22 protein-coding genes are annotated in these 20,361 nt (G+C 66.8%); 8 read left to right on the forward strand and 14 right to left on the reverse strand.

Annotated elements, in window-relative coordinates:
* The first annotated feature begins 36 nt into the window (after nucleotides 1-36).
* From LJ725_RS07775 to LJ725_RS07785, 3 genes are read left to right on the forward strand one after another with little or no spacing between them, the layout of a single operon-like run.
* Nucleotides 37-885, forward strand: coding sequence for an HpcH/HpaI aldolase family protein (locus tag LJ725_RS07775; protein ID WP_230550065.1), 849 nt, complete (start codon nucleotides 37-39; stop codon nucleotides 883-885).
* 19 nt (nucleotides 886-904) lie between these two features.
* Nucleotides 905-2,989, forward strand: a complete 2,085-nt coding sequence (locus LJ725_RS07780; protein WP_230550066.1) for a S9 family peptidase — start codon at nucleotides 905-907, stop codon at nucleotides 2,987-2,989.
* Nucleotides 2,986-4,149, forward strand: coding sequence for a serine hydrolase domain-containing protein (locus tag LJ725_RS07785; protein WP_230550067.1), 1,164 nt, complete (start codon nucleotides 2,986-2,988; stop codon nucleotides 4,147-4,149). Before LJ725_RS07780 ends, LJ725_RS07785 begins: the two co-directional genes overlap by 4 nt.
* Here the strand turns inward: LJ725_RS07785 and LJ725_RS07790 are convergent.
* Genes LJ725_RS07790 through LJ725_RS07810 form a run of 5 tightly spaced genes read right to left on the reverse strand, consistent with a single transcriptional unit; the run spans nucleotide 4,137 to nucleotide 8,720 of the window.
* Nucleotides 4,137-5,387, reverse strand: a complete 1,251-nt coding sequence (locus LJ725_RS07790) for an adenylate/guanylate cyclase domain-containing protein (RefSeq protein WP_230550068.1) — start codon at nucleotides 5,385-5,387, stop codon at nucleotides 4,137-4,139. The genes LJ725_RS07785 and LJ725_RS07790 overlap by 13 nt on opposite strands.
* A gap of 7 nt (nucleotides 5,388-5,394) precedes the next feature.
* Nucleotides 5,395-6,309 (reverse strand): polysaccharide deacetylase family protein, encoded by a 915-nt coding sequence (locus LJ725_RS07795; RefSeq protein WP_230550069.1) that lies wholly within the window; start codon nucleotides 6,307-6,309, stop codon nucleotides 5,395-5,397.
* A 2-nt stretch (nucleotides 6,310-6,311) separates the two neighbouring features.
* A complete protein-coding gene (locus LJ725_RS07800; RefSeq protein ID WP_230550070.1) occupies nucleotides 6,312-7,154 on the reverse strand; it encodes a phytanoyl-CoA dioxygenase family protein in 843 nt (280 codons plus the stop codon).
* A 1-nt stretch (nucleotide 7,155) separates the two neighbouring features.
* Nucleotides 7,156-7,917 (reverse strand): SDR family oxidoreductase, encoded by a 762-nt coding sequence (locus LJ725_RS07805; RefSeq protein WP_230550071.1) that lies wholly within the window; start codon nucleotides 7,915-7,917, stop codon nucleotides 7,156-7,158.
* Between the two features lie 41 nt (nucleotides 7,918-7,958).
* A complete protein-coding gene (locus LJ725_RS07810) occupies nucleotides 7,959-8,720 on the reverse strand; it encodes a TerC family protein (protein WP_230550072.1) in 762 nt (253 codons plus the stop codon).
* 149 nt (nucleotides 8,721-8,869) lie between these two features.
* On the opposite strand from LJ725_RS07810, the gene LJ725_RS07815 reads away from it, so the two are divergent.
* Nucleotides 8,870-10,036 (forward strand): MFS transporter, encoded by a 1,167-nt coding sequence (locus tag LJ725_RS07815; protein WP_230550073.1) that lies wholly within the window; start codon nucleotides 8,870-8,872, stop codon nucleotides 10,034-10,036.
* Here the strand turns inward: LJ725_RS07815 and LJ725_RS07820 are convergent.
* The 3 genes from LJ725_RS07820 to LJ725_RS07830 form a co-directional block, all read right to left on the reverse strand.
* Entirely contained in the window at nucleotides 10,009-10,989 is a 981-nt protein-coding gene (locus LJ725_RS07820) for an aldo/keto reductase (protein WP_230550074.1), read from the reverse strand. The genes LJ725_RS07815 and LJ725_RS07820 overlap by 28 nt on opposite strands.
* Nucleotides 10,990-11,068: 79 nt before the next feature.
* A complete protein-coding gene (locus tag LJ725_RS07825; protein ID WP_230550075.1) occupies nucleotides 11,069-12,064 on the reverse strand; it encodes a hydroxyacid dehydrogenase in 996 nt (331 codons plus the stop codon).
* A gap of 62 nt (nucleotides 12,065-12,126) precedes the next feature.
* Complete coding sequence (locus LJ725_RS07830) at nucleotides 12,127-12,606, reverse strand: Lrp/AsnC family transcriptional regulator (RefSeq protein ID WP_230550076.1); 480 nt, start codon at nucleotides 12,604-12,606, stop codon at nucleotides 12,127-12,129.
* A gap of 91 nt (nucleotides 12,607-12,697) precedes the next feature.
* On the opposite strand from LJ725_RS07830, the gene LJ725_RS07835 reads away from it, so the two are divergent.
* The 3 genes from LJ725_RS07835 (at nucleotide 12,698) to LJ725_RS07845 (ending at nucleotide 14,255) form a co-directional block, all read left to right on the forward strand.
* Entirely contained in the window at nucleotides 12,698-12,946 is a 249-nt protein-coding gene (locus LJ725_RS07835) for a DUF6356 family protein (RefSeq protein ID WP_230550077.1), read from the forward strand.
* 59 nt (nucleotides 12,947-13,005) lie between these two features.
* Nucleotides 13,006-13,803 (forward strand): alpha/beta hydrolase family protein, encoded by a 798-nt coding sequence (locus LJ725_RS07840; protein WP_230550078.1) that lies wholly within the window; start codon nucleotides 13,006-13,008, stop codon nucleotides 13,801-13,803.
* 68 nt (nucleotides 13,804-13,871) lie between these two features.
* Nucleotides 13,872-14,255, forward strand: a complete 384-nt coding sequence (locus tag LJ725_RS07845; RefSeq protein WP_230550079.1) for an HPF/RaiA family ribosome-associated protein — start codon at nucleotides 13,872-13,874, stop codon at nucleotides 14,253-14,255.
* A gap of 9 nt (nucleotides 14,256-14,264) precedes the next feature.
* Here LJ725_RS07845 and LJ725_RS07850 read toward each other — a convergent pair whose 3' ends face one another.
* The 4 genes from LJ725_RS07850 to LJ725_RS07865 are packed head-to-tail and all read right to left on the reverse strand — an operon-like array spanning nucleotide 14,265 to nucleotide 17,375.
* The gene (locus LJ725_RS07850) at nucleotides 14,265-14,873 is read right to left on the reverse strand and encodes a DsbA family protein (protein ID WP_230550080.1); all 609 of its coding nucleotides are present in this window, start codon (nucleotides 14,871-14,873) and stop codon (nucleotides 14,265-14,267) included.
* The gene (locus tag LJ725_RS07855; protein WP_230550081.1) at nucleotides 14,870-15,403 is read right to left on the reverse strand and encodes a hypothetical protein; all 534 of its coding nucleotides are present in this window, start codon (nucleotides 15,401-15,403) and stop codon (nucleotides 14,870-14,872) included. The genes LJ725_RS07850 and LJ725_RS07855 overlap by 4 nt, the downstream gene beginning before the upstream one ends.
* Nucleotides 15,400-16,575, reverse strand: a complete 1,176-nt coding sequence (locus tag LJ725_RS07860; RefSeq protein ID WP_230550082.1) for a M20 aminoacylase family protein — start codon at nucleotides 16,573-16,575, stop codon at nucleotides 15,400-15,402. The genes LJ725_RS07855 and LJ725_RS07860 overlap by 4 nt, the downstream gene beginning before the upstream one ends.
* A gap of 5 nt (nucleotides 16,576-16,580) precedes the next feature.
* Complete coding sequence (locus LJ725_RS07865; RefSeq protein WP_230550083.1) at nucleotides 16,581-17,375, reverse strand: alpha/beta fold hydrolase; 795 nt, start codon at nucleotides 17,373-17,375, stop codon at nucleotides 16,581-16,583.
* Nucleotides 17,376-17,424: 49 nt separating this feature from the next.
* On the opposite strand from LJ725_RS07865, the gene LJ725_RS07870 reads away from it, so the two are divergent.
* On the forward strand, nucleotides 17,425-17,775 hold the full coding sequence (locus LJ725_RS07870) for an MliC family protein (RefSeq protein ID WP_230550084.1): 351 nt from the start codon (nucleotides 17,425-17,427) through the stop codon (nucleotides 17,773-17,775).
* Nucleotides 17,776-17,914: 139 nt separating this feature from the next.
* Here the strand turns inward: LJ725_RS07870 and cydB are convergent, their stop codons facing one another.
* Complete coding sequence (gene cydB / locus LJ725_RS07875) at nucleotides 17,915-18,922, reverse strand: cytochrome d ubiquinol oxidase subunit II (RefSeq protein WP_329958346.1); 1,008 nt, start codon at nucleotides 18,920-18,922, stop codon at nucleotides 17,915-17,917.
* Complete coding sequence (locus LJ725_RS07880; RefSeq protein ID WP_230550086.1) at nucleotides 18,919-20,352, reverse strand: cytochrome ubiquinol oxidase subunit I; 1,434 nt, start codon at nucleotides 20,350-20,352, stop codon at nucleotides 18,919-18,921. Before LJ725_RS07880 ends, cydB begins: the two co-directional genes overlap by 4 nt.
* Nucleotides 20,353-20,361 lie beyond the last annotated feature (9 nt).

The raw sequence follows: 20,361 nt of genomic DNA on the forward strand, positions 1-20,361 counted from the left end.
CCACACTAGCGCGAACGACCACCCTGGGGGAACAAGATGAGCCGCAATCCACTTCGCGAAGCACTGAACGCGGGCAAGCCGACCGTCGGCACGCACATCCTGTCGGCCTGGCCGACGCTGGTCGAATTGATCGGCCATTCGAAGCAATACGACTATGTGGAGTTCACGGCCGAGTACGCGCCCTTCACCATGCACGACCTCGACAATCTCGGCCGCTCGTTCGAGTTGATGGGCATGTCGGGCATGATCAAGATCGAGCAGACGCAGTACACGCACCAGGCAATGCGCGCGATCGGCTCGGGCTTCCAGAGCGTGCTTTTCGCCGACATCCGTTCGGTGGAGGACGCAAAGGCCGCGGTCGACGCGGTGCGCGCCGAGACGACGATGGCGCAGGGCGCCCGGGCCCGCGGCCGGATGGGCGTCGGCATGCGCCGCGACGTCGGCACGGTCCGCACCGGCGGCTCGCCGGCTTACGTCGACGCGCTGAACGACGTGGTGATCGCCATCATGGTCGAGAAGAAGTCCTGCGTGGACGATCTCGATCGCGTCCTCGACGTGCCGGGCCTCGACATGATCCAGTTCGGTGCTTCCGATTACTCGATGAGCATCGGCCTGACAGGACAGGCCAATCACCCCGACGTGGTGGCGGCCGAGAAGAAGACTATCGAGATGGCGCTGAAGAAGGGCCTGCACCCGCGCGTCGAGCTGCGCGACCCGAGCCAGGCGGCCAAGTATCTCGACATGGGCGTGAAGCATTTCTGCATCGGCTGGGACGTACGCATCCTCGCCGACTGGTGGGACACCAAGGGCGCCGAGATGCGCGGCCTGCTGGGCGACAAGCCGGCGGCGCCGGCCAAGGCTCCCGCCAAGGCCGGCAACTACTAACCTCCCCTGCGAGAGCCTCATGAAGCCACCGATCGCGCCGCGACGTCCGTCGCGGCGCACCCTGCACGGCGTCACGCTCGACGACGAGTACGCATGGCTGAAGGACGCGAAGTGGCAGGAGGTGCTGCGCGATCCGTCACTGCTCGATCCCGACATCCGCGCCTACATCGAGGCCGAGAACACCTATGCCGAGGAGAGGCTCGGGCCGACGCAGGCGCTTCAGAAGACGCTGGTCGCGGAAATGCGTGGCCGGATCAAGGAGGACGATTCCGGCGTGCCGACGCCCGACGGCCCCTTCTCGTATCTGTGGAAGTTCCGTGAGGGCGGCCAGCACCAGCAGATCGGTCGCACGCCACGCGACGGCGGCGAAATGCAGACGATCCTCGACGGCGATGCGCTGGCCAGGGCGTCCGACTATTTCAAGTTCGGCGGCACGCGCCATTCGCCCGATCACCGGCTCGAAGCGTGGAGCGCCGACCTGCGCGGCTCCGAGTACTTCACCGTGCGCGTCCGTCGCTGGGACAGCGGCGAGGACCTGCCCGACACGCTCACCGAGACCAGCGGCAGCGTCGTATGGGGACACGATTCCTCGTTCTTCTTCTACGTCAAGGTCGACGAGAACCACCGCCCCCTGAAGGTCTACCGGCACCGACTGGGCACGGCGCAGGCGGAGGACGTGCTGGTGTACGAGGAGCCGGACGTAGGCTGGTTCACCCGCATCGACGAAAGCGCCAGTGGCCGCTTCTGCATCGTTTCCGGTGGCGATCACGATACGACCGAGCAACGGCTGATCGACCTTTCGGTGCCGGACGCGCCGCCGCGGCTGGTCGCGCCGCGCGAGAAGGGCGTGCGCTACAACGTGGCCGATCGCGGCGAGGAACTGTTCATCCTGACCAACGAAGGAGCCGCCATCGACTTCAAGATCGTCACCGCGCCGCTCGCCACGCCGCAGCGCGCCCACTGGCGCGAGTACGTGCCGCACCGGCCGGGCACCTACATCCTGGGCATCGATCTCTTCGCCGGCCATCTCGTGCGGCTGGAACGGACCAATGCCCTGCCCTCGATCGCGATCCGCGATCTCGCGACGCAAGCCGAGCACACGATCGCCTTCGACGAGACCGCCTATTCGCTCGACATGGTGGGCGGCTTCGAGTTCGAGACCACGGTGATGCGCTTCGCCTATTCGTCGATGACGACGCCGTCGGAGGTCTACGAATACGACATGGCTACCCGGCAGCGAACCTTGCGCAAGCGCCAGGAGATCCCGTCCGGACACGACCCCGCCGCCTATGTCACGACGCGCATCACCGCCGTCGCGCACGACGGCGCGGAGGTCCCGGTGTCGATCCTGCATCGCCGCAACCTGGTGCGCGACGGCCGCGCGCCACTGCTGCTCTACGGCTACGGCTCCTACGGCATGGCGATGCCGGCTTCCTTCTCGGCCAACCGCCTGTCGCTGGTCGATCGCGGCTTCGTCTATGCCATCGCCCATATCCGCGGCGGCTCCGACAAGGGCTGGTCGTGGTATCTCGACGGCAAGCGCGAGAAGAAGACCAACACGTTCGACGATTTCGTCGCCGCGGGCCGGGCCTTGATCGAAGCGAACTACACTTCGGCGAAGCGCATCGTGGGCCATGGCGGCAGCGCGGGCGGGATGCTGATGGGCGCGGTCGCCAACCGAGCGCCGGACCTCTTCGCCGGGATCATCGCCGAAGTCCCGTTCGTCGACGTGCTGGCGACCATGCTCGACGACAAGCTGCCACTCACGCCGCCGGAATGGCCCGAATGGGGCAATCCGATCACCGACCCGGAGGCGTTCCGCTACATCCGCTCCTATTCGCCCTACGACAACGTGACGGCGCAGAACTACCCGGCGATCCTGGCGATGGCCGGCCTCACCGATCCGCGCGTTACCTACTGGGAGCCGGCCAAATGGGTGGCCCGGTTGCGTGCGACCATGACCGGCGGCGGCCCGGTGATCCTGCGCACCAACATGGGTGCGGGGCATGGTGGCTCGTCGGGCCGCTTCAGTCGCCTGGACGAGGTCGCGATCGCCTATGCCTTCGCGCTGGATACAGTCGGACTGGCAGGAGGGGCACCATGAAGGCGCGCATCGACAGGATCCTGAGCGAGGCCGTACAGCGCGGCGACGTGCCCGGCGTGGCGGCCGTCGCGACGGGCGAGAACGGCAGGCTCTACGAGGGCGGCTTCGGCAAGGCGATCCTGGGCCAGGAGGCCGAGATGACGCCGGACACCGTCGTCTGGCTCGCCTCCATGACCAAGGCGGTGACCGGCGCGGTGGCGATGCAGCAGGTCGAGCGCGGTGCGCTGAAGCTCGACGCCCCGGCGAAAGAGATCATTCCCTATCTCGGCGAGGTGCAGGTGCTCGAAGGCTTCGACGCGGCGGGGCAGCCGCGCCTGCGCAAGCCCGTGCGCGACATCACCCTGCGTCATCTGCTGACGCACACCGCGGGCTTCGGCTACGACATCTGGAATCCGGAGATCCTGCGCTATCGCGAGGTCATGGACGTGCCCACCATCGGCACCGGCCTCGACAAGTCGCTGACCACGCCGCTGCTGTTCGATCCCGGCGTGCGCTGGCAGTACGGGATCGGCATCGACTGGGCTGGCAAGATGGTCGAGGCGGTCACCGGCCGGAAGCTCGGCCAGGTGATGCACGACGACCTGTTCGCGCCGCTCGGCATGGACAGCACCGCCTTCCGCCTGACGCCGGCGATGCGCGCGCGCATGGCCCGCGTCCACCATCGCAAGGAAGACGGCAGCCTGGTTGCGGACCTGAAGCGCGAGGTCCCGCAGGAGCCGGAGTTCGAGGCGGGCGGCGGCGGCCTCTACTCGACGGCGAACGACTACCTGAAGTTCGTGCGCATGGTGCTCGACGACGGGAAGTCCGCGACCGGCGACGTCGTGATGCAGCCCGCGACGGTCGATGCGATGGCGACGAATGCGATGGGCGACTCGACGGTGAGCCTTCTGAAGACCGTGATGCCGGCCCTGTCCAATGACGCGGAGTTCTTTCCCGGCATCACCAAGCAGTGGGGCCTCAGCTTCCTGATCAACAACGAGGAAGCACCCACGGGCCGCTCCGCCGGCAGCCTCTGCTGGGCCGGTCTGCCCAACACCTACTACTGGATCGACCGCCGGAAGCGCCTGGGCGGCGTCTACATGACCCAGATCCTGCCCTTCGCCGACGTGAAGTCGCTACCGCTGTTCTACGCCTTCGAAAGCGCCGTCTACGGGCGCTGATCTCTCGAGACTCCGTTCGAAACCGAGAGACCGAACAGCTCCGTGTCTTCGCGCACGCCGCGAAGGCGGTGGCGGCCGAGGCAAACCAGCCGGTCGCGGCTCGCGGTCGCGACTTCCGCGAAGGCCTGGGAAATCAGCAAGGCCTGGTCGAGCGGCTGGCACAGCGCCTCGATGCGCGAGGCCTCGTTGACCGCCGGACCGATCACCGTGAAATCGAGCCGCGTGTCCGAGCCGACATTGCCGTAGAGCACGCGCCCGATATGCAGGGAGATGTCGAGCGAAGTGGCGGGCTGGCCCGCTTTGCGGCGCTCGACGTTCAGCGCCTCGACACGGGCCAGCACCTCCTGTGCCGCCGCGAGCGCCTCGGCGCAGCCCCCGGCGCGCTCGCCTCCGATCACGGCAAAGGCGGCCAGCATGCCGTCACCCATGAACTTCAGCACCTCGCCGCCATGCGCTGTCACGGGCTGGACCATGCAGCTGAAGTAGTCGTCGAGCAGCACGATCAGGTCACGGCCCGGCATCGTGTCGGCGAGCGCCGTGAAACCGCGCAGGTCGGTAAAGAACACGACGGCCTCAACGCTCTGGACTTCGCCGCGCAACACGGTGCCGGACAGTACGCGGCTCGCCGGGTCGTTGCCGAGATAGGCCGCGAGCAGGCCGTGGCCGATGCCCCGCATGCTGGTGGCCTTCACGGCAAGGGCGAAGACCGGCATCACCTCGCGCAGGAGCGCCAGATCCTCGTCGCTGAAGCCGCCGGGTCGGTCGGTCGCAGCCGAGACGGCAAGCCACAGGCGCTCGGCATGATCGGCCTCGCTCGAGCTGCCGACCTGCGGCGTCAGCTCGCCGAACGGCTGCACCCATCCCATCCACTCCGTCATGCCCTCGCCGCGCAATTCGTCGAACACCGGAATGCCGGGCAGAACGTCGGCAGCGTCCAGAGGCTGGCGGAGCTCGGCGATCCCGTCGCGCAGCATCGCGGCAAACGGGCTCTGCTGGATCTGCGCCGAATCGATGTCGGCGTGGGCGAACTCGAAATGCCGGGCGACACCTTCGCCCGAAGTCCAGATCAGGCTGCGGGCCCGTACCATGGGATGCAGCGTGTTCATGCCCACGAACATGCGCTCGATCCGCAACCCCGCCTCGTTGAGGCGGCGGCCGAAACCGTCGACCAGTTCCTCGAGAGACATGTTGCGCAGGCCGGCCTGCGCCAGCCAGCCGGCCATCGCGATGGCCGTCATCGCACGCTCACGCCGCCGGCGGCACCATCGTACCCTCGGGGAGCGCGGCGCAGTAATCGTAGATGTCGCTCGGCCGCGTGAACCAGACCTTGTCCTTTTGCGGATGGTTCACGATGTGCGACAGCGCCTCGCGCAGCGCCCGCAGCCGGTAGGGCTGGCCCACGATCATCGTATGGAGGGCGATGCCGCAGACCAGCGGCTGCTTCGCCGACTGGCGCAGCAGCTCCTCGAACTGGCCGATGATCATGTCGCGGAATTCCTCGCCGCTGTGATGGCGCACCAGCACCTGCGGGCTGTCGTTGACCTCGATCGGATAGGGCACGCTCATCAGCGGGCCTGAGCGTGTCTTCATCCAGATCGGCTGATCGTCGTTGGGCCAGTCCATCAGGAAGTCGTAGCCCGTCTCCTTGAGAAGGTCGGGGGTAACGCGGGTCGAGGCCATCCACGGCGCCATCCAGCCGCGCGGCCGCTTGCCCGAGGCCTTCTCGATCGAATCGCCGATCTCCTGCAGGAAGCGCTTCTCGTCGGCCTCCCACATGCCGCCGTGGCGCTCGGCATTGGTGCGGCCATGGCCGATGAACTCGTCCCCGCGCGCCTTCAGCGCGTCGACGATCTGCGGCGCATAGTCGAACACCGTGGTGTTGATCAGGTGCGCGGCCGGCAGGTTTAGTTCGTCGAACAGTTCGAGGCAGCGCCACACGCCCACCCGGTTGCCGTAGTCGCGCCAGGCGAAGGTGCGCGGATCGGGCGGCGGGTTGGCGACGGTGAGCAGATGCCCCTCGCCCGCGCCGAAGGCGAAATGCTCGATGTTGAGGCCGAGATAGACCGCGAGCCGCTTGCCCTCCGGCCACGAATAATCCTTGCGCTCGGTGATCGGCGAATAGGGATAGCGGTCGTGATACGGCAGCTTGATCGTGTGCATTCCTACCTCTTGACGACCGCAACCGCGTTGTCGGTCTGCTCGACATTCATCTTGCGGAAGCGATCGACCGCCTCCGCATGGAAGGCCCGTTCCGCGGGGCCCGCCTCCTCGACCGGCCGGCGCTCGTCGTCGAAGTGCCCGTACTTGTCCTCGCCGCGCACCAGCATGGCACTTACCCGCGTCGGCGAGGTGCAGCGCGCCCAGGTCGGGATGTAGCTGATGCCCAGACCGATGCGCCGGTCGTTCGAGCGGTTGGGACGCGAGTTGTGGACGAGATGCGTGTGATGCAGCGAGAACTGGCCGGCCTTCACGGGCATGAAGGCGGTGCGGCTGCGATCGACGTCCACCGCCAGCTCCTGGCCGCGCGACAGCAGGTTCTCGGGATCCTGCATCTCCGCATGCGGCAGCTGCCCCAGCTTGTGCGAGCCCGGTACGACCTCCATGCAGCCGGCCTCGACCGGCGCATCGGTGAGCGCCACCCAGGCCGTGACATGGCAGGCCGGTTCGAGCGCGAAGTAGGTCGCGTCCTGATGCCAGCTCACATAGGCGCCGGAGCCCGCATCCTTGGGCCAGACGCTGAGATGGAACAGCCGGATGTCGGGGCCGATCAGGTCCTCGACCGCGTCGAGCACCTCAGGCGAATGGACGATCTCGTCGACCCAGGGAAACAGCAGGTGCGGCTTGAAATTGTGGCCGCGGGTCAGCTTCTGGCCCTGGGCGCGCTCGAAGCTCTCAAGCCGGTCGCGCCAGGCGCGCGTGCGCTCGGTCGAGAAGGCATCGACGGGACAGACAAAACCGTCGCGGGCATAGGCTTCGACCTGTTCCGGGGTGAGCTTCTTCGGCATGTCAGTGTGCCGTCCAGCCGCCGTCGACGAACAGCAGCGAGCCCGTGGTGAAGGAGGAATCGGACGAGGCGAGGAACAGCGCCGCCTTGGCGACTTCCTCCGGCTGGCCGATGCGGCCCATCGGATGGCGCACCTTCCAGAAGGCGCGGGCGGCTTCCGGGTCGGGCTGGCGCTTCAGGGAGCGCGCCGGCATCGGCGTGTCGATGACGCCGGGCATCAGTGCATTGATGCGGATGCCCTGGACAGCATGATCGACGGCGACGGTCTTGGTGAACGACACGATCGCACCCTTGGAGGCGATGTAGGCCACGTTGGTGCCGAGGCTCGACTGGGCGAGCTGCGACCCCAGCGTGACGATCGCGCCGGACTTCGCGGCGATCATCGGCTGGATGGCGTGATGCACCCAGAGGAAGGTGCCCTTGACGTTGATCGCGAAGGTGCGGTCCCAGGTCGCTTCGTCGATCTTGTCGACCGTACCGCCGAACGAGGCACCGGCCGCGGTCACCAGCACGTCGATGCGGCCCCATTTGGCCATCACCTGCGCCACGCCGGCGCGGGCCTGCTCGCCGTTGCTGACATCGGCCGCGAAGGTGAGCGTCTCGCCGCCCGTCGCGCCGATCTCCGCTGCGACCCTGGCGAGGCCTGCCTCGTCGAGATCGACCAAGGTGACCTTCGCCCCCTCGGCCGCGAAAAGGCGGGCGGTCGCGGCGCCGATGCCGGACGCCGCTCCCGTGACGATGGCGACCTGATCCTTGAGTTTCATGGCGGGAAGCTTAGACCTTCCCGCCGCGTCTTGTCAGCGCGTCAGCGCGGCCGCTTGCGCAACGGACGTTTGTGCTGGGCGCGGCGCGCCAGCATGTTGAGCCCCTCGACCAGGCCCGAGAAGGCCATCGCGGCGTAGATGTAGCCCTTGGGCACGTGCATCCCCATGCCGTCGGCGATCAGGGTCATGCCGATCATCAGCAGGAAGCCCAGCGCCAGCATGACGATGGTCGGGTTGTTGCCGATGAACTTCGCCAGCCCGTCGGCCGCCAGCAGCATCAGGGCGACCGCAAAGACGACGGCGATCACCATGATCGGGATGTCGTCGGTCATGCCGACGGCGGTGATGATGCTGTCGAGCGAGAAGACCAGGTCGAGGATCAGGATCTGCCCGATCACCCCACCGACCGTGGCCCGGCCGACGGCGTCGGCCGTGACTTCCTCTTCCTCGCCACCGCCCGTGACGTGATCGTGGATTTCACTCGTGGCCTTGTAGATCAGGAACAGGCCGCCGGCGATCAGGATGAGATCGCGCCAGGAAAAGTCACGGCCGAGCAGTGAAAAGATCGGCGCCGTGAGCTGGACGATGAAGGCGATGCCGCTCAGGAGGCCGAGCCGCATGAACACCGCCAGCCCGATGCCGATGCGGCGGGCGCCGGAGCGCTTCTCTTCCGGCAGCTTGTTGGTCAGGATCGAGATGAAGATCAGGTTGTCGATGCCCAGCACGACTTCCATGATCACCAGGGTCGCGAGCGCGGCCCAGGCCTGCGGGTCGCGCGCGAGGGCGAGGAGTTCTTCCGTCATCCCCGCACCATAGGTCATTGCAGGGTCGCGCCGAGAGACCTTTATTTCGCAGGAGCGAGCCGCTAAGCCCGCAACCGATGCCTTCCCCTGCCGCCCCGCCGCGGCCCGCCCCCGATTCTGCCCCGCCCACGGCGCCCACGATCGCCATCGTGCTCCTGTCGGTCGCCGCCTTCGCGTCGGCGGCCAACATGCGCGTCATCGACCCGCTGCTGGTCCAGTTGTCCGCCGCCTTCGGGGTCACCGTTGGCGCGGCCTCGATCGCGGCCACCGCCTTCCTGTTCGCCAACGGCGTGTTCGTGCTGGTCCACGGGCCGTTCGGCGACCGCTACGGCAAGATGCCGGTGGTCGCCATCGCCTGCGTCGGGGCCGCGCTGTGCTGCCTGCTGAGCGCCGTCTCCGGCTCGCTGGCCATGCTGACCCTGGCGCGCTTCCTGACGGGCGTGACCGGATCGGCCATCATCCCGCTCGCCATCGCCTGGGTCGGCGACAATGTCGGCTACGAGAAGCGTCAGGCGACGCTGGCGCGCTTCCTCACCGGCCAGACCCTGGGCCTGATGACCGGCTCGGCGCTGGGCGGGGCCATCGGCGACTGGCTGGGCTGGCGTTCGGTCTTCTGGGTCCTGGCCGCGATCTATGTGCTGGCGGGTAGCGCACTGTTCCTCGTCATGCGGGCGCGGCCCGACATCGCCCGCCCGGGCGAGCGGGCGGCCGGCTCGATGATCGGCCAGATGCTCGGCGTCCTCAAAAGGCCGTGGGCCCGCACCGTAATCCTGGTCGTGGCCCTCGAGGGCGGCGTCTTCTGGGGCGCCTTCACCTTCGTGGGCGCCGATCTCCACCAGCGCTTCGACCTGGGCTTCGCAGCGATCGGGCTGGCGGTGGCGGCCTTCGGAGCCGGCGGCTTCGTCTACGTGACGGTGGCGCACCATCTGGTGCGCATCCTGGGCGAGCGCGGCCTCTGCACCTGGGGCGGCACCGGCCTCGGGATCGCCTTCGCGGCGATGGCTCTGGCGCCCACCGCAGAGGTCGAGTTCGCCGCCATCGTGCTGTCGGGCGTGTCGTTCTACATGCTGCACAACACGCTGCAGACCAACGGCACGCAGATGGCGCCGGAAGTACGCGGCGCCGGCATGGCCCTGTTTGCCCTCTGCCTGTTCGTCGGCCAGGCGGTCGGCGTGCCGATCGCGGCGCCCATCGTCGACCGCTGGGGCGCACCACCCGTCTTCTGGGTGGCGGCCATCGTCCTGCCGCTGCTGGCCTTCTGGTTCTCGGCCGCGATCGGCCGGCGCGCTCAGTTGACCGGCGAAACGCGCGCCTGATACGGCGCCTCGAGCAGCTTGCACTCCTCCGCGGTCAGCGCGATGTCGGTCGACTGTGCCGCCGACGTGAGCTGGTCGAGACCGGTGGCGCCGATGATCGGCGAGCCCATGTAGGGCTTGTGCAGCAGCCAGGCGAGCGCGACCTGGGCGGGCGTGCAGCCCTTCTCCTTCGCGATCTTCTTCAGGCGCTTCACGATCTCCCAGTCGCAGTCGCGATAGGTACCGTCCTTGACGACGGTGTCGTTCTTCGCGCGCTCGGTCGAGCCGCCGCCATCCTTGCTGCGGTTGCCCGCAAGGAAGCCGCGGGCCAGTGGCGAATAGGGGATGAGGCCGACGCCCTGCTCGAGGCAGAGCCGGTTCATCTCGTGCTCCTCCTCGCGCTGGATCAGATTGTAGAGGTTCTGCATGGCAATCGGCCGCGCATAGCCCTTCCAGTCGGCGACCATCACCATCTGCGCGAACTTGTAGGCCGGCATGGTCGAGCCGCCGATGTAGCGGACCTTGCCGGAGCGCACGATCTGGTCGAGCGAGTACATCGTCTCCTCGATCGGCGTGTGCGGATCGAGCCGATGGACCTGGTAGACGTCAATATAGTCGGTCTGCAGGCGCTTGAGCTGTGCGTCGACCGAGGCCATCAGGTGCTTGCGGCCGGTGCCGACGTCGTTCTGGTTCTCGCTCATGCGGATGCCGACCTTGGTCGACAGCACGAAATCCTCGCGCTTGGCCATCTTCATGAGCGTGGCGCCCATGATCTCCTCGGAGCGGCCGAAATTGTAGGTATCGGCGGTATCGAAGAAGGTGATGCCGACGTCGAGTGCCCGCTTGAAATAGGCCGGCGCCTCCGACTCGTCGAACTTGCCCCAGCCCCGCCGGCCCTTGGCGCCCCACGAATTTCCGCCGAGACAGATCCGGCTGACGATCAGGCCCGAGCGGCCGAGCGGTCCATACTTCATCTATACCCTCTCCAAAAGGCTGCGGCACCGGTTGCTTCCGACCGATGCCGCCTGTCCACGCTCTGCTCTTGTGGGGCCCCTAGCCCAGCACTTCCTTGTTCACGACATTGGCCGCATTGGTCCTTCCGTCGAACACGCTGAGGATGTTCTCGACGGCGGTGACGGCCATGCGGTCGCTGGCTTCCTGGGTGACGCCGGCCATGTGCGGGCTGAAGAACACGTTCTCCAGGGTGAACAGCTTGTTGGCCGGATCCGGCGGCTCACGGTCGAGCACGTCGAGGCCGGCGCCGCGCAACTTGCCCGTGCTCAGCGCCTCGTAGAGCGCATCCTCGTTGACGATGCCGCCGCGCGCCGTGTTCACCAGGAACGCCGTCGGCTTCATCAGCCCCAGCGTCTCGGTGTTGAACATGTTGATCGTCTCCGGCGCCTTGGGGCAGTGGATCGACACATAGTCGACCTGCGGCAGGATCGCCTTGAGATCGGTGACCTTGGTGGCGCCGGCCTTCTCGATGTCGGCCTTCGAGATGTTGGGATCGAGCACATAGGTCTCCATCTCGAACGCCACGCAACGCTTGACCGTGCGCGAGCCGATGCGGCCCATGCCGATGACCAGCACCTTCTTGCCTGCGACGTCGGACGGCAGGTCGCTCAGCCGCTCTGCCCAGGCGCCCGTGCGGACCCAGCGGTCGGACTTTCTGGTGAGGCGCGCGGCGGCAAGCAGCATGTACATCGCGTGCTCGGCCACCGAGACCGAGTTGGCGATGCCGGTCGTCATCAGCGGGATCTTGCGCTTGTTCAGCGCCGGGATCTCGACGGCGTCGAAGCCGACACCGAGCCGGGCCACCACCATCATGTTGGGCGCCGCGTCGAGCTCGGCCTGGCGGAACGGCGTGGCACCCAGCGTGACGGCGTTGGCATCGGCGAGCTTGGGGTGCAGCGACGGAACGCGGTCGTCCGTCAGGATCTCGTAGTCGACATCGTCGCGCGCCTTGAGGACGGCGATGCCGGCCTCCGGCATGCGGCCGACGATCAGCACCTTCTTGCGGTTCTTGCCTGTGTTCGGGCCCGTATTCATCGTTTCCCCTGCGGTCTTGTCATGCAAACGGGCGCGATCCTAAGGCCGGCCGGAGCGCGAGGCTAGGGCAAGTAGTTGAGCGGCAGCCGCGTGGTGGACTTGATCTCCTCCATGGCGAACATCGAGGTGACGTCCGACAGCTCGACCTTGGCGATGAGCCGTTTGTAGAACGCGTCGTAGGCTTCGATGTCGGGCAGGGCGAGCCGGATCAGGTAGTCGATTTCACCGCTCATGCGATAGCAATCCATGACTTCGGGAAACGAGGCCACGGCCTTCGCGAACCGGGTCAGCCACTGGGCGTTGTGCTGCGCCGTGCGCACCGCAACGAACACGGTGACGTGCGCGTTGACCGCCTTGCGGTCGAGCAGCGCAACGCGCGAGCGAACGATGCCCTCCTCCTGCAGGCGGTTGATGCGCCGCCAGCACGGCGTCGTCGACAGGCCCACCCGTTTCGCGACTTCCGCCAGCGGCATGTCGGCGCTGTCCTGCAGGCAATCCAGAATCTTCTTGTCGAAGGAATCGAGTGTGAATTTTCCGGCCATTCCGCCTCCCGAAGAATGATATTCTCAAGTTTGCGCGCCGGCGTGCAAAGGTAGCAAGCCGTTTCCCGTGGGTGCCGGTACAATTTCTCCCATGCTTCGCCGCTTCACCGAACATCCCGCATCCGTCAACGAAACCTATTTCCAGCACATGGGGATGGCGTTCGGCTTCGGCGGAAGAATGCTGGTTGGCTCGATCGCCTGTTTCCTGCATGGTCTGTTTCCATGGCTGTGCCTGACCCGCGGCAGCGATACGGTCCGCGCCCTTCATCACCGAATGGTGACTCACCGCACGGTGCGCCCGTCCAAGGACGGCGCCACGGTCGTCGCGGCGGGCGACTAGCCCCGCTCTCCAGCTTCGTTGGTTGGCTCGTCGCGACGATTACCGTCGCGGCAGTTTCCGTGTCCGCACAGGACCGCGCCCTGGTGCCGGTCACGATCGACGGCGCGCCGGTCAAGCTGGCCACCATCACCTACAAGCCGGCCGGCAGCGGGCCCTTCCCCACGCTGATCTTCCACCACGGTTCGACCGGGCGCGGCACCGACCCGGCGGCCTTCGCGCGCCCCTACAATCCGACCACGATGGTCCAGTGGTTCACGGACCGCGGCTGGGCGGTCATCCTGCCGTCGCGCCGCGGCCGTGGCGGATCGGAAGGCCTTTACGACGAGGGTTTCTCGATCAACCGGTCACTGGGCTACAGCTGTGAGGAAACGCTGGCGCTGCCCGGCGCGGACCGCGCACTGCGCGACATCGACGCGATCACACCAGTCCTGCTCGCGCAGCCCTTCGTCGACCGCAGCCGCGTCGCGATCGGCGGCCAGTCGCGTGGCGGCATCCTGACCATCGCCTGGACGGGCCGCCAGCCGGGCGTGGCGCGGGCGGCGATCAATTTCGTCGGCGGATGGATGGCCGATGCCTGCTCGACCGCGACCTCGATCAACCAGAATCTGTTCCGGCGCGGCGCACCGTTTCCCCATCCGTCGATCTGGCTCTACGGCGAGAACGATCCATTCTATCGGATTGCACACTCGCGTGCGAATTTCGCGGCGTTCCAGTCGGCCGGGGGGCGCGGCACCTTTCATGAGTATGCACCGCCTGCGGGCCTGAACGGCCATCAAATAAATTCCGCACCGGCCCTTTGGAATGCGGCGATGGAGGCTTACCTCATGGAGAGAGGGCTGCCGGGACGCCCTCGATAGAAACCGCAACCCCTTCCCGACATGCTACGTTTTGATGCGGGGGAGCGAACAGAAGCGGAGGCTCAAAAATGGAAACACCATTGCGCATCAGCTACCAGGGCGGCACCCCCAGTGAAGCACTGAACGCGCTCATAGGCGAGCACGTCGAGACGCTGGAGAAGCTCCATGGCCGTCTGACCTCCTGCCAGGTGATCGTGCGGGTCCCCGAACGCCATCACCGCACCAGCAACCTCTTCAGCGTCAACATCCACATCGCGCTGCCGGGCCATATCGACGTCAACATCGACCACATGTCGCATGACGACGAGCGGTTCGCCGATCCGACGTTCGCTGTGAACGACGCCTTCCGGCGCGCCAAGCGCCAGATCAAGGAGCGCGCCCGCCGACAGCGTGGCGACGTGAAGAACCTCCATGAGCGGGTCGAGCGTACGCTGGACCGGCCCGAGCCTTAGCCCGAAGGCCTAACGACGGCGCGGCACGCCCTTTTCATCGAGTCTCTCGCGAAGAAGGAAGACTCGATCGCCGCCCCAGAAAATCTCGCCATCGAGGACGAAGCTCGGCACGCCGAAGATGCCCGAGGCCTCGGCCTCGGCGCGCAACGCGTCGTGCCGGGCACCGCCCGCGCCTTCGAGGAAGGCGGCGAAACCCGGTGGCGCTCCCGCCTGCTCGAGAGCCGCGCTCACCGCCTGGACGTTCTCGGGATCGAGTTCACGCCGCCAGAAGCGGTCGAACGCCAGATCGTTGTAGGCCCGGAAGACGCCGTGCTGCTGGGCGTAGAGCATCCCGGCATTGATCGTCCGCGCATAGAAGATCTTCTTGGGGCCCATCAGCACGAGGCCCTGCTTGTTAGCGAAGCGGCGCGCGTCCATGTAGGCATAGCGCACGCGACGCCAGTGATGCGGATCGCGTTGCTCGACCGAGCCCTGGAAGGACGCGATGTCGAGCGTGTAGGGCCGCCACTCGAGATCGATCTCGTAGTCGGCCTCCAGTTCATAGGCCCACGCCTTGGCAACGAAGGCGTAGGGACTGACATAGTCGGTCCAGAGGACGACTTTGACGCGTTCGGTCATGGCGTGCGGGATTCGCGTCGCAGCAGCCACCAGAAGAGACCGCCGGCAACGATGGCGAGCAGGGCGCCGACCAGCAGAAGCATCGCGGAGTCCTGGATCCATGCCACGGCCGGCACCGACAGGGCGAGGAACAGGCCGACCAGGCAGATCCGCCAGACTCGCGCATGGACACCCGCCACGAAGGTGCCGAGCGCCAGAAGGATCAGGAGCGCGAGGCTCGTCGCATTGTCGTTCACCACGCCGCGCACCTGCGGCAGGAACATCAGCCACATGGCCGCCAGGAAGGCGAGCCAGTGCAGCGCCTGCGTCACGATGAGCCTCAGGTGATCGGCAGTCTTGTCGACCTCCCGCCAGCCCGACATCACGCAGGCCAGACCATAGATCGGCGCCAGCACCATCCAGTAGGCGTATGTGGTGGGACCGCGGAAGCCGGTGAGGATGACGCCGCCGACCGCCAGGGCCAGCATCGCCACGTAGGGTAGTTCCCGCAGCAGCCAGTGCCGGCTGGTGCCGTCGCCGGCGGTGCTCACCGCGCGTCCTTCGCCAGCCGCTTTTCGACGACGCGCGCCCACAGTGTCGAGCCCAGGGTGAGCGCCTCGTCGTTGAAGTCGTAGCTGGGATTGTGGACCTCGCAGCCGCCCTCGCCGCCGCCGTTGCCGATGTTGATGAAGGCCCCGGGTACCTGCTCAAGCATGTAGGAGAAGTCCTCGGAGGCCATCACGAACGGGCCTTCGCGGTTCATGTTCTCCGGGCCCACGATCTCGGCCGCGACGTCGGCGATGAACTTCACCGCGTCCTTGTCGTTCACCAGTGGCGGGAAGACGACACGCACGTCGGCCTTGGCACTGCCGCCGAGGCTGGCGGCAATACCGCTGGAAATCGTCTCGATTCGCTCCTTGATGAGCGCCATCGTCTCCTTGCGAAAGGCGCGGATCGTGCCGCGCAGCACGGCTTCCTGCGGGATCACGTTGTAGGCATCGCCGGAGTGCATCTGCGTCACCGAGATCACCGCCGAATCGAGCGGCGCCACGTTGCGCGACACCACGCTCTGAAGCGCGGAGATGATCTGCGTGGCAATGATCACCGGGTCGATGCCCGATTCCGGCCGGGCACCGTGCGCGCCCTTGCCGGTGATGTGGATGTCGAACAGGCCGCCGCCCGCCATCTGCGGGCCCGAGCGGATGGCGAACTTGCCGACGTCGAGCTTCGGCCGGTTGTGCATGCCGAAGATGATCTCGCAGGGGAATTTCTGGAACAGGCCGTCCTTGACCATCGCCTCGGCACCGCCACGACCCTCTTCCGCCGGCTGGAAGATCAGGTGCACCGTGCCGTCGAAGTTGCGGGTCGCCGCGAGATACTTGGCGGCGCCCAGCAGCATGGCGGTATGGCCGTCATGGCCGCAGGCATGCATGCGGCCCTTGTGCGTGCTGCGATGGTCGAAGGTGTTGAGTTCGTCCATCGGCAGGGCGTCCATGTCCGCCCGCAGGCCGATGGCGCGCGGATTGTTGCCAACGCGGATGGTGCCGACGACGCCCGTCTTGCCGATGCCGGTGGTGACCTCGCAGCCCCATTCCTTCAGCTTCTGGGCCACGATGGTGCTGGTACGGTCTTCCTCGAAGCCCAGCTCCGGATGGGCGTGGATATCGCGCCGAATGGCGGTCAGCTCGGCGGCGGCGGCGGCGATCAGCGGTTCGATTTTCATGGCGGTCACGACTCCAGCAGGAAGGCGGTCATTACACGACGAAACTCCGGGCCGTGCACGTTCGGATATGCATGGCCGCCGTCCGGCAGCACATAGGCGCGCGCCCCCGGGATCAGGCGTACGAGTTCCTCGGTGAAGTAGAGCGGCGTCACCGTGTCGTCGCGGGCGCAGAGGGCCAGGGTACGCGCCTTCACCTTCTGTAACTGCTCGCGGCGGTCATGGGCCACGATGGCGGCAATGCGCGACAGGACGATCTCGGGGACCGGGATCGTGTCGGAAGCCCGGGCCTCGGCGGCGATCAGAGCGGCATCGTGGTCGCGCACCCAGGCGGGCGAGTTCAGCGCCAGCGCACTCGACTTCAGGTAGGCAGCCGGGCCCAGTTCGCGCAGCACCAGCGAACGCACCTCGAACAGCCGGCGAAAGAAGGCGTCCGTCTTCGCCCAGGTGGCGCTCAGCACCAGCCGGTCGATCCGCTCGGGATGCTCGATCGCCAGCACCTGTCCCATGGCGCCGCCCGTCGAATGGCCGCACCAGTGAACCTTGTCGTAGCCGAGCCCCTCGATGAGCTGCAGCGCATCGTCGGCCATCTGTGAAACGCTGTAGTCGATCCGCGACAGGCTGCTGCGCGCGGTCCCGCGATGATCATGCACGACGACGGTGAATTGCCGGGCCAGTTCGGACACGTTGTCGCCCCACCAGCGTCCGTCGCCGCCGAGACCGGCGACGAGGAACAGCACGGGGCCGCTGCCGTGCACTTCGTAGTGGAGTTCCGCGCCGTCGCGCAGCTTGAACAGGGGCATTCCGTCTCCTCGGCGATTTGCTATGGTCGCCCCAGGAGGTAAGCGCACCATGAAGCGCCTGTCGATTGTCGCGTTGGCCCTACTGTGCGGATGCACCCAGAAGGAGCAGCCGCTGACCACCACGATTCCGCGGCCGGCCCCCGAAGAGGCAACGCCGACGGGCATCGCCTATCTTTGCGATGGCCGCAAGGAAGTCGCCATCGTCTACGCCAAGAACCGGGCGTCGGTGACGATGGGCGACAGGACATGGCGGCTCGAATATCAGGGCGCCGGTCAAGGCTTCCGCTATGCCGATGCCACGACGGAGTGGTCCGGCCGCGACAATGCGGGCACGCTCAAGGCGCTCAGCGGCGGCGCGCCACTCGCAGCCAACTGCCAGCCGTTGCGTCGCACGACCTGACGCGGGCGGTCTACTTCAGCCAGAACTTGATCGCGTAGCTGACCAGGGCGGTCACGCCGACGCCGGCCGCCCACAGGCCGACGAACCACAGCCATTGCCGCGGACCGGGCATCACCGACGGTCCATCATCGCTGGCCCATCAGTGGTAGCCGTCATGACCGGTCTTGCCGCGGAAGACCCAGTAGGAATAGCCCGTGTAGGCCAGGATGATGGGCACCATCACCAGCACGCCGGGCAGCATGAACTTCAGGCTGTCATGCGGGGCGGCGGCGTCCCAGATCGAGACCGACGGCGGCACCACATAGGGATAGAGGCTGATGCCGAGTCCCGCGAGGCCCAGGCCGAAGAGCGCCAGCGCCATCAGGAACGGTGTGTAGTGATGACCGCGCCGCAGGCTCCAGAAGAGCACGAAGGTGACGATCGCGACCAGCAACGGGACCTGGGCCGTGAAGAGAACCTGCGGCCAGGCAAACCAGCGCAGCCAGTAGGCATCGCGCAGGAACGGCGTCGCGGCACTCACCGCCGCCATCGCCACGATGGTTCCGATGGCGAGGCGAAAGGCCAGCCGGTAGCAACGCTCCTGCAGGGAGCCTTCGCTCTTCATCACCAGCCAGGTCGAGCCCAGCAGCGCGTATCCGCAGACCAGGCTCACCCCCACGAGGAAGCTGAACGGCGTGAGCCAGTCGAACCAGCCGCCGGCATAGGTGCGATCCTGGACGGCGATTCCCTGCAGCAGCGCGCCCAGCGTGATGCCCTGGGCGAGCGCGGCGACGATCGAACCGCCGCTGAAGGCCACGTCCCATAGCGCGCGATGGCGCGGATCGCGCCAGCGGAACTCGAAGGCGACGCCGCGGAAGACCAGCGCCAGCAGCATCGCGATGATGGGGGCGTAGAGCGCCGAGAGGATCATGCCGTAGGCCAGCGGGAAGGCCGCCAGCAGGCCGCCACCGCCCATCACCAGCCACGTCTCGTTGCCGTCCCAGACCGGCGCCACCGAGTTCATGGCGCTGTCGCGTTCCCGGCCCACCGGCAGGAACGGGAACAGGATGCCGACGCCGAGGTCGAAGCCGTCCATGACGACATAGGCCAGGATGGCGAAGGCGATGATGAAGGCGAAGAAGACCGGAAGATCGAACGGCATGATCAGGCCTCCTTTCCGGTCGCCAGCGATTCGGCGACGACCGGAGCCGGCGTGATGCCGGCGGCCCGCACCGGCTGGTCGCGCCTCGGTCCCTCCTCACCGCGATGCGGCGGATGGCTCATGAGCTTCAGGATGTAGTAGGTGCCCGCGCCGAAGGCGAAGAAGTAGACGATGACGAAGGACACCAGCGAGGCGCCGACGGCCGGCGCATCGAGCTTCGATGCCGAATCGACGGTGCGCAGCAGACCGTACACCGTGTAGGGCTGACGGCCGACTTCGGTCGTGACCCAACCCGCGATGACGGCGACGAAGCCGGCCGGCCCCATCGCGATCGCGAGGCGATGCAGCAAGGGCCACTCGTAGAGCTTCCCCCGCACGCGCGCGAGCAGGCTGAACGCCGCCAGGGCCAGCATCAACATGCCCATGCCCACCATAATGCGGAAGGCCCAGAAGACGACGGCCACCGGCGGCCAGTCCTTGCGATCGACCGTGTCGAGGCCTTTCAGCGGCGCGTCCAGCGAATGCTTCAGGATCAGCGACGAAGCCTTGGGGATCTCGACGGCGAACAGGTTCTTGCCCGCCGCCTCGTCGGGCCAGCCGAACAGGACGAGCGGCGCCCCGTCGGGATAGCTCTTGAAGTGGCCCTCCATGGCCATGACCTTCACCGGCTGGTGCTGGAGCGTGTTCAGCCCGTGCTGGTCGCCGGCGAAGATCTGCAGCGGCGCCACGACGGTGATCATGCCCATCGCCATGGAGAACATGACGCGCGCGCCCTCGTTTGCCTGCTTTTCGGCAGGCTTCGCCCGCAAGAGATGCCAGGCGCCGACCGCGCCGACGACCAGCGCCGTCGTCAGGTAGGCACCGAACACCGTGTGGACCAGCCGGTAGGGGAATGACGGATTGAAGATGATGGCCCACCAGTCGGCCGGGACGAACTGGCCGCCGGCGTTGATCGCGAAGCCGGCCGGAGTCTGCATCCAGCTGTTGGCCGAGAGGATCCAGAAGGCCGAGAAGAAGGTGCCGACCGCGACGGCGAGCGTCGCCGCGAAATGCAGCCCCTTGCCGACCCGGTTCATGCCGAACAGCATGACGCCGAGGAAGCCCGCCTCGAGGAAGAAGGCCGTGAGTACCTCGTAGGCCATCAGCGGGCCGATCACCGGCCCGGCCTTGTCCGAGAAGACCGACCAGTTCGTGCCGAACTGGTAGGACATCACGATGCCCGACACGACGCCCATGCCGAAGGCGAGCGCGAAGATCTTCAGCCAGTACTTGAAGAGGTCGAGATAGACCTGGCGTCCCGTCCACAGCCACAGCGCCTCGAGCACGGCGAGATAGCTCGCCAGTCCGATCGAGAAGGACGGGAAGATGAAGTGGAACGAGACGGTGAAAGCGAACTGCAGCCTTGCCAGGAAGACTGCGTCCAATCCCTCGAACATGGTGCCTCC

This window comes from Reyranella aquatilis (assembly GCF_020880995.1).
Classification (GTDB): Bacteria; Pseudomonadota; Alphaproteobacteria; order Reyranellales; family Reyranellaceae; genus Reyranella; species Reyranella aquatilis.

What these genes read in the sequence shown, in the direction of transcription:
- LJ725_RS07775 (WP_230550065.1), top strand. Translation starts at nt 37, where the DNA reads ATGAGCCGCAATCCACTTCGCGAAGCACTGAACGCGGGCAAGCCGACC.
- LJ725_RS07780 (WP_230550066.1), top strand. Translation starts at nt 905, where the DNA reads ATGAAGCCACCGATCGCGCCGCGACGTCCGTCGCGGCGCACCCTGCAC.
- LJ725_RS07785 (WP_230550067.1), top strand. Translation starts at nt 2,986, where the DNA reads ATGAAGGCGCGCATCGACAGGATCCTGAGCGAGGCCGTACAGCGCGGC.
- LJ725_RS07790 (WP_230550068.1), bottom strand. Translation starts at nt 5,387, where the DNA reads ATGACGGCCATCGCGATGGCCGGCTGGCTGGCGCAGGCCGGCCTGCGC.
- LJ725_RS07795 (WP_230550069.1), bottom strand. Translation starts at nt 6,309, where the DNA reads ATGCACACGATCAAGCTGCCGTATCACGACCGCTATCCCTATTCGCCG.
- LJ725_RS07800 (WP_230550070.1), bottom strand. Translation starts at nt 7,154, where the DNA reads ATGCCGAAGAAGCTCACCCCGGAACAGGTCGAAGCCTATGCCCGCGAC.
- LJ725_RS07805 (WP_230550071.1), bottom strand. Translation starts at nt 7,917, where the DNA reads ATGAAACTCAAGGATCAGGTCGCCATCGTCACGGGAGCGGCGTCCGGC.
- LJ725_RS07810 (WP_230550072.1), bottom strand. Translation starts at nt 8,720, where the DNA reads ATGACGGAAGAACTCCTCGCCCTCGCGCGCGACCCGCAGGCCTGGGCC.
- LJ725_RS07820 (WP_230550074.1), bottom strand. Translation starts at nt 10,989, where the DNA reads ATGAAGTATGGACCGCTCGGCCGCTCGGGCCTGATCGTCAGCCGGATC.
- LJ725_RS07825 (WP_230550075.1), bottom strand. Translation starts at nt 12,064, where the DNA reads ATGAATACGGGCCCGAACACAGGCAAGAACCGCAAGAAGGTGCTGATC.
- LJ725_RS07830 (WP_230550076.1), bottom strand. Translation starts at nt 12,606, where the DNA reads ATGGCCGGAAAATTCACACTCGATTCCTTCGACAAGAAGATTCTGGAT.
- LJ725_RS07835 (WP_230550077.1), top strand. Translation starts at nt 12,698, where the DNA reads ATGCTTCGCCGCTTCACCGAACATCCCGCATCCGTCAACGAAACCTAT.
- LJ725_RS07845 (WP_230550079.1), top strand. Translation starts at nt 13,872, where the DNA reads ATGGAAACACCATTGCGCATCAGCTACCAGGGCGGCACCCCCAGTGAA.
- LJ725_RS07850 (WP_230550080.1), bottom strand. Translation starts at nt 14,873, where the DNA reads ATGACCGAACGCGTCAAAGTCGTCCTCTGGACCGACTATGTCAGTCCC.
- LJ725_RS07860 (WP_230550082.1), bottom strand. Translation starts at nt 16,575, where the DNA reads ATGAAAATCGAACCGCTGATCGCCGCCGCCGCCGCCGAGCTGACCGCC.
- LJ725_RS07865 (WP_230550083.1), bottom strand. Translation starts at nt 17,375, where the DNA reads ATGCCCCTGTTCAAGCTGCGCGACGGCGCGGAACTCCACTACGAAGTG.
- LJ725_RS07870 (WP_230550084.1), top strand. Translation starts at nt 17,425, where the DNA reads ATGAAGCGCCTGTCGATTGTCGCGTTGGCCCTACTGTGCGGATGCACC.
- LJ725_RS07880 (WP_230550086.1), bottom strand. Translation starts at nt 20,352, where the DNA reads ATGTTCGAGGGATTGGACGCAGTCTTCCTGGCAAGGCTGCAGTTCGCT.